The sequence below is a fragment of the Allobosea sp. NPDC055332 genome (assembly GCF_053645455.1).
In genome coordinates this window covers 633,513-647,987 of sequence record NZ_JBSHMO010000004.1, presented here as the reverse complement: position 1 = coordinate 647,987, position 14,475 = coordinate 633,513, and the positions used below count along the sequence as shown (strand labels likewise).

Below are 14,475 nucleotides of genomic sequence, written 5' to 3'. Positions count from 1 at the left end.
CTTAGGCCGCCTTCGGGTGCAACACACGTCGCCAGAACTGGCCTATGCTGCCGGGTGACATGCGTTGCGGTCTGCCGCGCGACGTGCGTTCGAGGTTCGACTCTGGCTGTTCTGACCTCGACTAGCGGCAACCAATTCCGACATTCACTTCACTCCGCATAGCGGAGGAGTAGATCTGCGCCCGAACCGGAACTTGCGAAGGTGCCCGAGCGCGGATCCTGAGCAAAGTGATCTCCCGGCAGCACCCAGCTCAATCCGTGCCATCGCTCCGGCACGCTCGCTGCTCGTCGAAACGCTTTTCTTCAACGGGCAGGCATGGCTTTCCGATTCCCGAGAGAACCTTCAGGGCCATCGTTCGCGAGCAGGTGACAAAACGCATGCCGCGACTGAGCGGAGGAGTGCGGCCGTGCACGGGCCGCCGGATAGTCGGTCCCGATGTAGATCACCGATCCCCACCGCCGTGACTTGACCGCGATGCCAAGCTGGTCTTATGTCTCAAGAAATAGATACCAGTATATGAAATAAATTTCAAGCTGGTCACGACGACGCCGGAGATCGGTCCGGTGTCGAGCCCTGGAGGGGAAACATGCGCATCAAGGAACTGGCTCGTAATCTGACGTTGACGGTCGCTGCGGGCCTCGGCCTGTCGCTCGCTCTGGGACATGGCGCGGCGGCGCAGACCCCGGCGCAGTTTCGCTGCAAGGAAGGCGAAACCTACTACATGAACGTGATGGTCTCGGGCGTGGAATACTGGTTCCCTGTCTACGAGATGTTCAAGCAGGCGGCGCAGTCACTCGGCTGCAAGACCGCCTATACCGGCACGCCGGAATACGATGTCACCAAGCAGATCGCGAGCTTCGACCAGATCCTGGCGAAGAAGCCGGCCGGCATCCTGGTCCACCCGATGAATTCGGACCCGTTCATCGAGCCGATCAACCGCGCGACCGCATCCGGCGTGCCGGTCGTGACCTTCGCGGCGGACTCGCCGAATAGCAAGCGCGTCTCCTACGTCACTTCGGACAATGACCGCGAGGGCGCCTATGCCGCCGACGTGATCGCCAAGGCGATGGGCGGCAAGGGCGAGTACGGCATTCTCGAGAATCCCGGCCAGGACAATCACGACCGGCGCGTCGCCGCCTTCGTCAAGCGGATGGGCGAGAAGCACCCGGGAATCAAGCTGGTCGCGCGCGCGCCATCCAACCAGGATCCGACCAAGGCCTATAACGCCGCGCTGAGCATGGCCCAGGCCAATCCCAATCTCGGCGCGCTGTTCATGCCGGAAGCCAATTCCGCCCTCGGTGCGGCACAGGCGGCGCAGGAGCTCGGCGGCAAGATCAAGGTCATGAACGCCGACGTGAACGGTAAGATCCTCGACATGATCAAGAGCGGCCAGGTCTTCGGCGCGATCAACCCGAACCAAGGCATGCAGGGCTATATGGGCTTCATGCTGCTGTTCATGGCGGCCCATCCCGAGCTGATCGACCCGATGAACGACTACAAGCGCTCGGGCTTCAACCCGATGGGCGTGCCCGTCGTCGACAACGGCTTTGCCGTGGTCACCAAGGACAATGCCGACGACTTCTACTGGGACGCCTATCTGAAGCGTCGTGGCACCAAGGGCATCAAGGAATAAGCTCGCCCTCTCCCGGCGGAGCGCCGCTACGTTCCGCCGATCTCTTCTCTTGCGACAGGCCCTGCCATGCAGCCCCTCGCCCTCGAAGTCCGCAACGTCAGCAAGAGCTTCGGCCCGGTGCGTGCGCTCGACGGCGTCAGCTTCAACCTGCGCAAGGGCGAAGTGCACGCGCTGATGGGCGAGAACGGTGCCGGCAAATCGACGCTGATGAACATCATCGACGGCATCCTCAGGCCCGATGGCGGCGAGATCCTGGTCGACGGCCGGCCCGTCGAGATCGCCTCGCCGCAGAAGGCGCATGAACTCGGCATCGGGCTGGTGCATCAGGAGATCGCGCTCTGCCCGGACATCTCCGTCGCCGAGAACATCTCGATGGCGGCGACCAATAGCCGGCGCGCCTGGCTGATGGATTATCGCGAACTACGCGATCGTGCCGGTCAGATCCTAGTCTCGCTCGCCGAGATCGACCCGCAGGCGCTGGTCGGGGACTTGTCGATCTCCGAGCAGCAGATCGTCGAGATCGCAAAGGCGCTGGCGCTCGACTGCTCGATCCTGATCCTGGACGAGCCGACCGCGGCGTTGACCGAGCGCGAGGCCGGCAAGCTCTTCGGGATCATCGCCGGGCTCAAGGCGCGCGGCATCAGCATCATCTATATCAGCCACCGCATGGCCGAGGTCTTCGCGCATTGCGACCGGATCAGCGTGCTGCGTGACGGGCGCTATATCTGCACGGAAGAGGTCGCGGCGACGACGCAGGAGGAGATCGTCCGGCGCATGGTCGGCCGCCACCTCGGCAACATCTATCCGGCAAAGAACCCCAGCAGCGCCACGGCGCCCATACTGATGTCGGCCAGCAACCTCAGCGACGGTGATCGCGTTCGCGATGTCTCCTTCGAGCTGCGCCGCGGCGAGGTCCTCGGCATTGCCGGGCTGATCGGCGCCGGCCGCACAGAGATCGCGCTCGGCATCTGCGGCCTCGACCGCCTCAAAGCGGGCAAGGTCGTGTTCGAGGGGCAGGATGTGACCCCGCGCGACTATGCGCAGAGCATCAGTAACGGCATCGTCTACCTCTCAGAGACCGCAAGGGCGCCGGCGTCTTCGTCGATCTGCCGATCGCGATGAACGTCTCGGCACTGGACATCGATCGCGTCGCGACCGCCGGTTTCGTCAGCCGAGCGAAGGAGCGGGCACAGGCGAAGAGCCTTGCCGACCAGCTGCGCCTGAAGCGCGGCTCGCTCGACGACGCCGCCTCGACCTTGTCGGGCGGCAACCAGCAGAAAGTCGCGCTCGCCAAGCTGCTCTCGGTCTGTCCGAAGGCGATCATCCTGGACGAGCCGACGCGAGGCGTCGACATCGGCGCCAAGGCCGAGATCCACCGCATCCTGCGCGAGCTCGCAACTGGTGGCACCGGCATCGTCGCGATCTCGTCGGAGCTGCCGGAGCTGATCGGCCTGTGCGACCGCGTGCTCGTCGTGCACGAGGGCCGCATCGCAGGCGAGGTCTCCGGTGACGATCTCAATGAGGAAACGATCATGCGGCTCGCCTCCGGGCTTGCGATCGAAGGGCAGGAAGCGAGATGAGCGTGGCCAGCGGATTGAACGAAGAGCTGCGCCCAGCCGCGGCGCAGGAGGCGGCCAGCGGCGGCTGGCGCAACCTCGCCAGCATGCGCGAATTCGGCCTGGTGCTGATCATCCTGGCGCTCTGCGTCGTGATGAGTTTCGCCTCGCCCTATTTCCTGAGCTGGGGCAATTTCCGGGCGATGCTGATGTCCTTCTCGATCGAGGGCATCGTCGTGGTCGGCATGACGGTCCTGCTGATCGTCGGGGCGATCGACCTTTCGGTCGGCTCGGTCGTCTGTTTCGCCATGGTGGTGGCCGGCACGGCCTTTCTCGCCGGCATCGATCCCTGGACGGCGAGCCTCGCCGGCATCGCAGCCAGCGCTCTGGTCGGTATCGCGATGGCGTCCTTCGTCACGCTGATCGGACTGCACTCGTTCATCGTTTCGCTCGCCTTCATGGTGATCGTCCGCGGTCTGTGCCTCGCCATCACCGACGGCAGGCCCCTGTCGCTGTTCTCCCTGCCGGCGAGCTTCAAGTTCATCGGTCAGGGCACCGTGCCGCTCGACCTGCGCTTCCTCGGCTTCGCCCAGGTCTACGACGTACCGGTCGTGATCCTGATCTTCCTCGCCGTGGTCGTCGTTTTCGACCTCTTGCTGCGCAAGGCGACCGTGTTCAGGAAGGTGTTCTACACCGGCAGCAACGAGAAGGCGGCGCAGTATTCCGGCATCCGCACCAACCGGGTGAAGTTCTTCTGCATCGTGCTGTGCTCGGGCCTCTCCGGCGTCGCCGGTGTGCTCTACATGGCCCGCTTCGGCGCGGCGCCGCCGACTTTCGGCGTCGGCATGGAACTCAACATCATCGCCGCGGCGGTGATCGGCGGCGCCAGCCTCAAGGGCGGCTCCGGCACCATCCTGGGCGCGATCCTCGGCATCGCCCTGCTCTCGGTGGTTTCGAGTTCGCTGACCCTGCTCGACGTCCCCCCGGTCTGGCAGGACGTGATCCGCGGCGTGATCCTGCTCGCCGCCGTCACGATCGACCACCTCCTGCACACCCGCAAACGCGCCCGCGGCGCGGCGCGTACCGGCTGAGCGGCTTCGTCATGGCCTCCCATTCCAACGACGATTTCGAGCGGCTGCGGAAGATCCACCGCGTGCTGGTGATGCATTACGTCGAGGGCCTGAGCCAGGCCGAGATCGCCAAGCGCACCGGCCTCTCGCATCCGACGGTCAACCGGCTGGTCAAGGAAGGCCACGAGCGCGGCTATGTGCAGATTTCCGTGCGCTCGCCCCTGCAATCGCTGTTCGCGCTCGAAGGGGAGCTTGCGGCAGCCGGCGCGCTGAAGGAGGCGATCGTCACGCCGACGGTCTCGGACCAGGAGGAGGTCAACCTGACCACGGTGGGCCGGGCCGCGGCCGAACACCTGCTCTCGAATCTTCGGGATGGCGACACGATCTGCGTCTCCGGCGGGCGCGGCGTCGACGCAATGATCCAGGCGCTGGCGCCAGGCCGGGCCTATGACGTCACCGTCGTGCCGGCAACCGGCGGCATCCAGGGCGAATACTTCACTGATGTGAACCATCTGGCAGCCCAGCTCGCCCACAAGCTCCAGGGCAAGGCCTTTCAGATTCATGCGCCCGTCTTCGCCGCCTCGCGCGACGAGCGCGACGTGCTGCTCTCGCTGCAGTCGGTGCGCGAGGTGTTGGCCCGGGCGCGCGACGCCGCGATCGCGGTGACCGGCATCGGCTCGGTGCTGGCCGACCGCTCGACCTATCTCAGCCTGCGCGCGTCCGGTCCCGGCACCGAGAGCGAACTGGCGCGGCTCGATGCGGCCGGTGAGCTCGTCGCGCATCTGCTCGATCGCCGCGGCCGGCTCTGCGACTACGAGCTCAACGAGCGCGTGATCGGCCTGACGCTCGACGAGCTCAAGGCGATTCCGCTGGCGATCGGCGTCTGCGCCGGCGCTCGCAAGGCCGCGCCTGCCGCCAGCGTCCTGCGCGGCGGCTTCCTCGACGTGCTGGCGACCGACGAGGCCACCGGCAACGCCATCATCGATGTCCTGAAGGATGATACCCATGGCAACTGACCAGCAACTGCGCCCGATGGGCAAGAGCGCGGTGAGCGCGAGCGCCGTCGGCCTTGGCACCTGGGCGATGGGCGGCTGGATGTGGGGCGGCACCGACGAGGCCAAGGCGGTCGAGGCGATCCGCGCCTCGCTCAATGCCGGCGTCAGCCTGATCGACACCGCTCCCGCCTATGGCCTCGGCAAATCCGAGGAGATCGTCGGCGAGGCGATCGCCGGCCGCCGCTCCGAAGTGGTGCTGGCGACGAAATGCGGCCTCGTCTGGCATACCGACAAGGGCAACCACTTCTTCGACGAGCACGGGCAGCGCGTCCATCGCCATCTCGGGCGCGACTCGATCCTGTACGAGGTCGAGCAGAGCCTGCGCCGGCTGCGCACCGACTATATCGACCTCTACATCACCCATTGGCAGGACCCGACGACGCCGGTCGCCGAGACCATGGCCACGCTGCTGGAGCTGAAGCAGCAGGGCACGATCCGGGCGATCGGGGTGAGCAATGTCAGCCCTGACGAATTGAAGGCCTATCTCGCCGTGGGGCCGGTCGACGCCATCCAGGAGCGCTACAACATGCTCGATCGCGCAATCGAGACGACGCTGCTGCCGATCTGCCGGACGCATGATGTCGCGACGCTGAGCTACTCCTCGCTGGCGCTCGGCCTGCTCTCCGGCAAGATCGGGCCGGACCGGGTCTTCGCCGGCGACGATCTGCGCAAGGACGATCCGCGTTTTTCACCCGAAAGCCTGAAGCGCATCGCCGCCTTCCTCGCCGAGATCGCCCCGATCGCCGCGGCCCATGCTGCAACTTCCGCCCAGCTCGTGATCGCCTGGACCATCGCCCAGCCCGGCATCACCTATGCGCTCTGCGGCGCCCGCGACCGGACACAGGCCGTCGAGAATGCCGGCGCCGGCAGGGTTGCATTATCGGCCGCGGAGCTGCGGCGCATCGACGAAGCGATCGCGCGTCACCTGCCCAAGGCAGCCTGAGAAGCATCCAGAGATCGTCATGGCTCAGGATCGTGCAGAGCGGATCGGCGCCTTGCGTCGCAAGGGGCGTACCCAGGTGCTCGTCGTCGGCGGCGGCATCAATGGCATCAGCACCTTCCGCGAGCTCGCGCTCAACGGCGTCGACGTCGTGCTGGTCGAGCGCGGCGACTTCATGAGCGGGGCGAGCTCCGCCCCCTCGCGCATGATCCATGGCGGCCTGCGCTATATGGAGAACGGCGAGTTCGCACTGGTCAGGGAATCGCTGCGCGAGCGCAACCTGCTGCTGGCCAACGCGCCGCATCTCGTCAGCCCGCTGCCGACGCTGATCCCGGTGGTCGACCGCTTCTCCGGCGTGGTCGGCGCCGTCCGCCGCTTCCTCGGCGGGGCAGAGACGGCCGGCGCCCGCGGCGCCCTGATCATCAAGCTCGGGCTTTCGCTTTACGATCTCTATGCCGGGCGTGACAGCGGCGTGCCCCGTCACAGTTTCTTCGGCAGCCGCGAGACGCGGCGCCGCTGGCCGGCGCTACGCTCCGACATCGTCGGCAGCGCGCTCTATTACGATGCGAGGATCAGCCACCCCGAGCGGCTCGGCATCGAGCTCATCCTCGACAGCGAGCAGGCCGCGCCCAAGGCGCTGGCGCTCAACCATCTCGGCCTCGTCGGGCTGGAGCCGGGTGGCGCCGTGCTCGAAGACAGCCTGACGGGTGAGCGCTTCACGCTCGACGCCGAGATCATCGTCAACGCGACCGGAGCCTGGATCGACCTGACCAATCAGGGGATCGCCGAGCGCGCGCCCCGCCTGATCGGCGGCACCAAGGGCTCGCATCTCGTCATCGCCAATCGCCGGCTCTTTGATGCCATCGGCGAGACCATGATCTATTTCGCCAACCGCGAGGGCCGGGTCTGCATCCTGTTCCGCCATCTCGGCCAGGTACTGGCGGGCTCGACCGACATCAGCGTCGAGACGCCCGACGGAATCCGCTGCGAGCCGGACGAAGCCGCCTATATCCTGGCCTCGATCGCCGAGGTCTTTCCGTACATCCCGATCGCGCCGGACGAGCTGATCTATAGCTTCTCCGGCGTGCGGCCGCTGCCGCGAAGCGATCACAGCCTCAATGCCAGCATCTCGCGCGACCATAGCTGCGAATGGCTCGATCCGGGTGCCGACGCGGCCCGGCCGGTGCTCAATCTGGTTGGCGGCAAGTGGACGACCTTCCGCGCCTTCGGCGCCGCTGCCGCCGATATGATCCTGGCGAAGCTCGGCCTCCCGCGCCGAGTGGCGACCGAACACAACGCCATCGGTGGCGGTCGCGACTATCCGGCGGTCGAGCGGCGGCAGGCCTGGATCGACCAGATCGCTAGACTGGCCGGATTGAGGCGAGAGGCGGTCGAACGCTTGCTGATGCGCTATGGCACCCGCGTCGACGAACTCGCCGGCGCGCTGGCCGGACGCGGCGATCAGGCCTTAAGTGCGCTGCCGACCTATGGCCATCGCGAGATCGCCTGGATCGTCGGCCGGGAGCGCCCGGAGACGCTGGCCGACCTCGTCTTGCGCCGCCTGACCATCGCCTTCACCGGCGAGCTCTCACATGCCGCCGTGATCGAGCTCTCGAAGCTCATGACCGCTGCCCGCGATTGGGACGAGCACCGGCGGCTGGCCGAGTGCGCCGCCCTCTTCGTCGAACTCAACACCAACCACGGCGTCAGCGAAGCGATGCTTCGCCGGCGCGATGCCGATCAAGGGAACAGCGATGTACGATTCGAAGAAAGTCCGCATGAACCGGCTGTTCCACAACGGCAGGTGTCTTGACGTCGCGATCGACCACGGCGTCTGCAACGAGCCTTCCTTCCTCGACGGGCTGGAGGATATGGGCCGGATCGTCGACGTGCTGGCCGAGGCAGGTCCGGACGCGATCCAGATGAACTACGGCCAGGCCGATCTGCTGCAGGGGCGGCCCGGTAAGGCCAAGCCGGCTCTGGTCATGCGCATCGACATGGGCAATCCCTACAATGCGTTGCGCCATCGCGAGATGTGGGCGGTGCTGCAGAACGCGCATGATCCGGTCGTGCCGGCGCTGAAGCTCGATGCGGCCTGCGTCGTGGTCAACCTGTTCATGCTGCCGGACGAGCCGGCGCTGTTCCGGCAATGCGTCGAGAACATCGCCCGCGTCCGGCAGGATTGCGAGCGCTACGGCATGCCGCTGATGATCGAGCCCTTGGTGATGCAGCCGAACAGCGCCCGCGGCGGCTATCTCGTCGACGGCGACGCCCAGAAGATCGTCACGCTGGTGCGGCTCGCCCGCGAGATGGGCGCCGACATCATCAAGGCCGATCCAACCACGGACCCGGCCGAGTTCGGCCGCGTCGTCGAGGCGGCGCGCTGCCCGGTGCTGGTGCGCGGCGGCGGCAAGGCCGATCTGCGCCAAGTCTTCGCCAATTCCTACGCACTGATGCAGCAGGGCGCGCATGGCATGGTCTACGGCCGCAACATCTATCAGCATGCCGCGCCGAGCCGGGTGGTCAGGGCGCTGATGGCGATGATCCATGACGGTGCCGACGACGAGGCAGCCTGGCGGATCTATGAGGAGCGCGGATGAGCAGGCTGCTTCTCGGCCTCGACGCCGGCAACACCGTCGTCAAGGCGGTGCTGTTCGATCGCAGCGGCAAGGTGGTCGGCAAAGCGGCGCAGGGCGGCCATTCGAGCAAGCCGGAGCCGGGCCATGTCGAGCGTGACATCGGCGAGCTCTGGGACCATGCCGGCGAGGTGATCTCCGCCTGCCTGCGCGATGCGGGTGCCGAAGGCCGCGACATCGCTGCCGTCGGCACGGCCGGTCATGGCAACGGCCTTTATCTGCTCGACAGGCAGGGCAGCCCCCTCCTCGGCATCCAGTCGCTCGACACGCGCGCCGCCGGGCTAGCGGAGGAATGGCGTGCCGATTGCACAGCCGCAACGCTCTATCCGCTCTGCCTGCAGAAGCCTTGGCCGTCACAGACCGCGACGCTGCTCGCCTGGATCAAGCGCAACCGGCCGGAGATCTATGCGCGGGCCGGCACCGCCTTCCTGTGCAAGGACGCGCTGACCTTCATGCTCACCGGCCGCCGGGTGAGCGATTATTCCGACATGAGCGGCTGCGGCCTGATGCGTCTGCCCGAGCGCGATTACGACGCCGAGCTGCTCGCGGCCTATGATCTTGCCGATGCCCGGGCGCTGTTGCCGCCGCTGGTGCAATCCGATGCTGTCGCCGGGACGGTGACGGAGGAAGCTGCCCGGCGTACCGGACTTGCCGTCGGCACGCCGGTCGCCGCCGGCTTCTTCGACATCATCGCCAGTTCAGTCGGCGCCGGCGCAGCTCGGCCGGGGCAGGCCGCAATCGTGGTCGGGACCTGGGGCATCAACCAGATCATTCTCGACCGGCCGGTGGTCGATGAGCGCATCTTCCATGCCTGCACCTGGCGGCCGGACCGCTATGTCGCAGTCGAGTCCAGCGCGACCTCGGCGGTCAATCTCGAATGGTTCGTGCACGAGATCCTCGGCGACCATGGCCCCGATGCTTTCGCGCGCTGCAACGAGCTCGTCGCTTCGGTGACGCCGAGCGCCGACAGCCCGCTGTTCCATCCCTTCCTTTATGGTTCGAGCGCTGAGCCCCAGGCGCGGGCCGCCTTCCTTGGCCTCGCCGGCTGGCATGACCGGGCGCAGATGCTGCACGCGCTCTATGAGGGTGTCGTCTTCGAGCACCGCCGCCATATCGACCGTCTGCGCGCTGCGGGAGTGAGCTTCGACCGGGCGATCCTCTCTGGCGGTGGTTCGCGCAGCGCGGCCTGGTGCCAGATGTTCGCCGACGGCCTCGGCGTGCCGGTCACGGTTGCCGAATGCGAGGAGACCGGCGCCCTCGGTGCCGCCATCGCCGCCGGCGTGGCCGCCGGATTGTTCGGGGATATCGAGGTCGGCGTCGCTGAGATGGTCAGGCCCAGGCGCAGCTTCGTGCCAAAGCGCGCAGACGGGGCGTTGGGGGATGCGCGCTACCGGCTCTACGCCGAGCTTGCTACGACATTGGCAGCACAGTGGCAGCGTTATCGATCGGAGGTCGCGTGAGCGTCCGTCGCCATCTTGGCTCCTGGGATTATGTCATCGTCGGCGCCGGCTCGGCGGGCTGCGTGCTCGCCAACCGCCTCAGCGCCGACCCTAGCAAGCGCGTGCTGCTGCTCGAGGCCGGTGGATCCGACAATTACCACTGGATCCATATTCCGGTCGGCTATCTCTATTGCATGGGCAATCCCCGGACCGACTGGGGCTACAGCACGGCGCAGGAGAAGGGCCTCAACGGCCGCTCACTCGCCTATCCGCGCGGCAAGGTGCTCGGCGGCTGCTCCTCGATCAACGGCATGATCTACATGCGCGGCCAGGCGGCCGACTATGATGGCTGGCGCCAGCTCGGCAATCCCGGGTGGGGCTGGGACGAGGTGCTGCCGCTGTTCCGCAAATCCGAACGGCATCACAGCCTCAGCGAGCCGCTCCATGGCCGGGATGGCGAATTGCATGTCGAACGCCAGCGCCTGTCCTGGCCGATCCTCGACGCGGTGCGCGAGGCCGCCGAGGAGATCGGCGTGCCGAAGATCGACGACTTCAATGCCGGCGACAATTTCGGCTCGGCCTATTTCGAGGTCAACCAGAAGGCCGGCTTTCGCTTCAACGCGGTGCGCGCCTTCCTGAGCCCGGTGCGCAAGCGCAGCAATCTGACCGTGCTGACCAAGGCGCAGGCCGAGCGCATCGTCTTCTCCGGCAGGCGCGCCAGCGGGCTCGAACTGCGCCTCAAGGGCGAACCCGTCCAGATCGACGCCGCCGGGGAGCTGATCCTGTCGGCCGGCGCGATCGGCACGCCGCAATTGCTGCAGCTCTCCGGCGTTGGGCCGGGCGCGCTCCTGTCGCAGCACGGCATCCCCGTGCGGCACGAGTTGCCGGGCGTCGGCGAGAACCTGCAGGACCACCTCCAGATCCGTACCGTCTTCAGGATCACCGGCGCGAAGACGCTGAACGAGCGTCAGGCGAGCCTGCTCGGCAAGGCGGGTATCGCGCTCGAATATGCGCTGCGCCGCTCCGGACCGATGGCGATGGCGCCGAGCCAGCTCGGCATCTTCATGCGCTCGGATGAGCGCTTCGCTACGCCGAACATCGAATTCCATGTCCAGCCGCTCTCGCTGGAGCGCTTCGGCCAGCCGCTCGACAGCTTTCCGGCGATCACTGTCTCGGTCTGCAATCTCAGGCCGGATTCCCGCGGCCATGTCCGGATCGCCTCGGCCGATCCGTTCGCGCATCCCACGATCGCGCCGAACTACCTCTCGGCCGAGAGCGATCGCGAGGTCGCGGCCGCTTCGATCACCGCGGCGCGTCGGCTGATGGCGACGCGGCGGCTACAGCCCTTCCGACCGGAGGAGCTCAAGCCCGGCATCGCGATCCAAGAGCCGGCGGAGCTGGCGCGGGCAGCGGGCGATATCGCCACGACGATCTTCCATCCGGTCGGCACCGCCAAGATGGGCACCGACGCGATGGCGGTGGTCGATCCGCAATTACGCGTGCACGGTCTCGAAGGCTTGCGCATCGTCGATGCCTCGATCATGCCGACGATCGTCTCGGGCAACACCCACGCCCCGGCTGTCATGATCGCCGAGAAGGCGGCACAGCTCATCGCTTAGCCCGGAAGGCCTCTCCATTCCTGGCTTGCCGCACTCAAAACCGCCCCGGACTAGGCCTCGTCGGCGTCCGGGCGGCGATCTGAAAGCTATTCAAGCTCCCGGAAACGAATGAAGCGGGTCCGCGTTGTCCGCGAACCCGCTTCCGAAAGCGACAGCTCAGGATAGGGCTGTCAGCGCGTCGTCCAGGCGCCATTCTTGACCGTGCGCAGCTCGAGTTCGACCGGCAGCTTGGTCTGGCCGTTCTCGTCGAAGCTGGTGTGGCCCATCGCGCCGTCGTACTGCGTCTCGCGGATCGCCTTGGCGAGCGCAGCCTTGTCCTTCGTACCGGCCTTCTTGATCGCCTCGACGAGGATGTTGGCGGAGTCGAAGGCATTCTTGGTGTAGGTCGTCGCCGGCTCGGCGAAATTCGCAGCCTGATAATCCTTGGTCAGCTTCTCCAGCTGCGGATTGCCCTTCTCCTTGACGATGCCGGAGACGGTGCCTTCGGCAGCCGCGCCGGCGATCTTGATGAACTCCGCGTCATGGAAGCCGTCGACGCCGATCATCGGTATGGCCATACCGAGCTCGACCATCTGCTGGCGCACCAGCCCCGCTTCAGTGACGACACCGCCGAAATAGATCGCGTCGGGGGCGCTGCCTTTGACCTTGGTCAGGAGAGCGCGGAAGTCGGTCGTGCCGACCGGCACGGCCTCGGCGGCCACGATGGCGCCGCCCGCAGCCTTGTAGAACCTTGAGAAGTTCTGGGAGTTGGCGAAGCCGTAGTCGCTCGTATCGGACACGATCGCGATCTTCTTTCCGACCGTCTCGGCCGCCCATTTGGCCAGGGGCTCGTTGGTGTTGACCAGCGTCGTCACGACCCGCGAGATCATCGGGTTGTTCCGCTCGGTGATCTTGGGCGAGATCGCGCCCCAGACGATGAAGGGCACACCGGCGCGCTGGAAGACCTGAATGGTCGCCAGAGCGACGCCGCTGTTCCAGTGGCCGGTCGCGGCCGCCACCTGCGGATCGTTGGTGAGCTTCAGCGCCGCGGCAACGCCGGTCTGCGGGTTGGCGGCGTCATCGAGGATGACGGCCTCCAGCTTGAACGGCAGGCCTGCTTTGTTCGCCTGATCGATGGCGAGCTGAAAGCCGTTGCGGGCCGAAAGGCCCTGCTGGGCGTTGCCGCCGCTCAGCGGCCCGATGAAGCCGATCTTGACGGTTTCCTGAGCGTAGGCCGTCGCACCGCCCCAAGCCACCGCCGCGGCGATCGTCGAGGCGCGCAGCAATGCCGAAATTGAGCCGGTGCCGGCGCCGAACGTGAAAGTCATGACCCCCTCCAGGATGTATGTCGAGCGCCAACGGTCGGCCATGCCGATCCCGAGGATGCTTCGGCGGGACAATCCGCCGTTCCGGAAACGCGAAGCAAATCGGATATTTCGAACCCCGGGCCTCGGTTTGCCTAAGCAGCTGGCCGGGAGCGAAACGAACCCGGCCGGCGGGCTGCCTCAAGACAATCAAAGCAGAGATTCCGAAATTACGACTCCTGTCCGCATCCGGGCTGGTGCACAGCCGGGCAAGCGGCCACAAGGCGGCTGCCAAAACAAGCTGCCAAGACAAAGAGGGGAACGGAATGGCCGAGCAGCTCCTGCAACAGATCCTGAACTGGATCACGCTCGGCTCGATCTATGCCCTGATCGCGGTCGGCTTCAGCCTGCTCTTCGGCGTGCTGAACATCATCCATTTCTCCCATGGCGACGTGGCGCTGATGGCACCGTTCCTGGCGCTCGCGCTGATCCAGACCTTCGGGGCCGCGCTCGGGGCCGCGGCGACGCCGGGCGCCATGCTGCTCTCCGTTGCGCTCGCCATCGCGCTGACGGGGCTGCTCGGCATCCTGCTCGACTTCCTGGTCATCCAGCGCTTCCGCAACGCGCCCGCCATGATGGCCCTGGTCGCCACCGTCGCGCTCGGCATCGTGCTGCGCGAGCTGATCCGCCACCTCTTCCCCAACGGCTCGAACCCGCATGCGGTGCCGCGTCTCGTCCAGGGCAGCTTCAATGTGCTCGGCGTGACGGTGCCGGCCTTCAACCTCGTCGCGATCGCGGTCTCGGTGCTGTGCGTGGCCGGGCTGTTCTTCCTGCTCGGCAACACCCGCCTCGGCCTTCACATCAAGGCCGTCTCGCAGGACCGTGACGCCGCGCGCCTGCTCTCGATCGCGCCGGGAAAGATCTTCCGGATCACCTTCTTCATCGCCTCGGCGGTCGGTGCCGTCGGCGGCCTGTTCTTCGCGGGCTATGCCGGCATCGTGCGCTTCGACTTCAGCATCGATGTCGGGCTGATCGGCTTTTCCGCGGCGGTGGTCGGCGGGCTGGGCTCGATGCCCGGCGCGATCATCGGCAGCCTGGTGATCGCCGGCCTCGACACGCTGGTGCAGGCGGTGGTGCCGAATGGCGCGGCCTATCGCCTGGTCTTCGTCTTCCTGCTGGTGATCGGCGTGCTGGTGTTCCGGCCGGCAGGCCTCTTCGGCCGCACCGTCGTCGAAAAGGTCTGA

Annotated in this window: 10 protein-coding genes and 1 pseudogene; 10 read left to right on the top strand and 1 reads right to left on the bottom strand. The window is 66.5% G+C overall.

Annotation, left to right across the window (positions count from 1 at the left end):
* The first annotated feature begins 721 nt into the window (after window positions 1-721).
* The 9 genes and pseudogenes from ACWIGM_RS24640 (at window position 722) to ACWIGM_RS24600 (ending at window position 11,948) form a co-directional block, all read left to right on the top strand.
* Window positions 722-1,633: a substrate-binding domain-containing protein gene (locus tag ACWIGM_RS24640; RefSeq protein WP_454028762.1), complete on the top strand. Its 912-nt coding sequence runs from the start codon at window positions 722-724 to the stop codon at window positions 1,631-1,633.
* A 66-nt stretch (window positions 1,634-1,699) separates the two neighbouring features.
* Window positions 1,700-3,213: pseudogene (locus tag ACWIGM_RS24635) on the top strand (sugar ABC transporter ATP-binding protein).
* Window positions 3,214-3,296: 83 nt separating this feature from the next.
* Window positions 3,297-4,280, top strand: a complete 984-nt coding sequence (locus ACWIGM_RS24630; protein ID WP_454028761.1) for an ABC transporter permease — start codon at window positions 3,297-3,299, stop codon at window positions 4,278-4,280.
* Between the two features lie 11 nt (window positions 4,281-4,291).
* Window positions 4,292-5,275 carry a sugar-binding transcriptional regulator gene (locus ACWIGM_RS24625; RefSeq protein WP_454028597.1) on the top strand — a complete coding sequence of 328 codons (984 nt, stop codon included), beginning with the start codon at window positions 4,292-4,294 and terminating at the stop codon, window positions 5,273-5,275.
* Entirely contained in the window at window positions 5,265-6,257 is a 993-nt protein-coding gene (locus ACWIGM_RS24620; protein WP_454028596.1) for an aldo/keto reductase, read from the top strand. The genes ACWIGM_RS24625 and ACWIGM_RS24620 overlap by 11 nt, the downstream gene beginning before the upstream one ends.
* Window positions 6,258-6,276: 19 nt before the next feature.
* The gene (locus tag ACWIGM_RS24615) at window positions 6,277-8,067 is read left to right on the top strand and encodes a glycerol-3-phosphate dehydrogenase/oxidase (RefSeq protein ID WP_454028595.1); all 1,791 of its coding nucleotides are present in this window, start codon (window positions 6,277-6,279) and stop codon (window positions 8,065-8,067) included.
* Window positions 8,009-8,854 carry a class I fructose-bisphosphate aldolase gene (locus tag ACWIGM_RS24610; protein WP_454028594.1) on the top strand — a complete coding sequence of 282 codons (846 nt, stop codon included), beginning with the start codon at window positions 8,009-8,011 and terminating at the stop codon, window positions 8,852-8,854. Before ACWIGM_RS24615 ends, ACWIGM_RS24610 begins: the two co-directional genes overlap by 59 nt.
* The gene (locus tag ACWIGM_RS24605) at window positions 8,851-10,350 is read left to right on the top strand and encodes an FGGY-family carbohydrate kinase (RefSeq protein WP_454028593.1); all 1,500 of its coding nucleotides are present in this window, start codon (window positions 8,851-8,853) and stop codon (window positions 10,348-10,350) included. The genes ACWIGM_RS24610 and ACWIGM_RS24605 overlap by 4 nt, the downstream gene beginning before the upstream one ends.
* On the top strand, window positions 10,347-11,948 hold the full coding sequence (locus tag ACWIGM_RS24600; RefSeq protein ID WP_454028592.1) for a GMC family oxidoreductase: 1,602 nt from the start codon (window positions 10,347-10,349) through the stop codon (window positions 11,946-11,948). Before ACWIGM_RS24605 ends, ACWIGM_RS24600 begins: the two co-directional genes overlap by 4 nt.
* A 170-nt stretch (window positions 11,949-12,118) precedes the next feature.
* On the opposite strand, the gene ACWIGM_RS24595 is transcribed toward ACWIGM_RS24600, so the two are convergent.
* Complete coding sequence (locus ACWIGM_RS24595; RefSeq protein WP_454028591.1) at window positions 12,119-13,255, bottom strand: branched-chain amino acid ABC transporter substrate-binding protein; 1,137 nt, start codon at window positions 13,253-13,255, stop codon at window positions 12,119-12,121.
* Between the two features lie 302 nt (window positions 13,256-13,557).
* Between ACWIGM_RS24595 and ACWIGM_RS24590 the strand changes: the two genes are divergently transcribed.
* Complete coding sequence (locus ACWIGM_RS24590) at window positions 13,558-14,475, top strand: branched-chain amino acid ABC transporter permease (RefSeq protein WP_454028590.1); 918 nt, start codon at window positions 13,558-13,560, stop codon at window positions 14,473-14,475.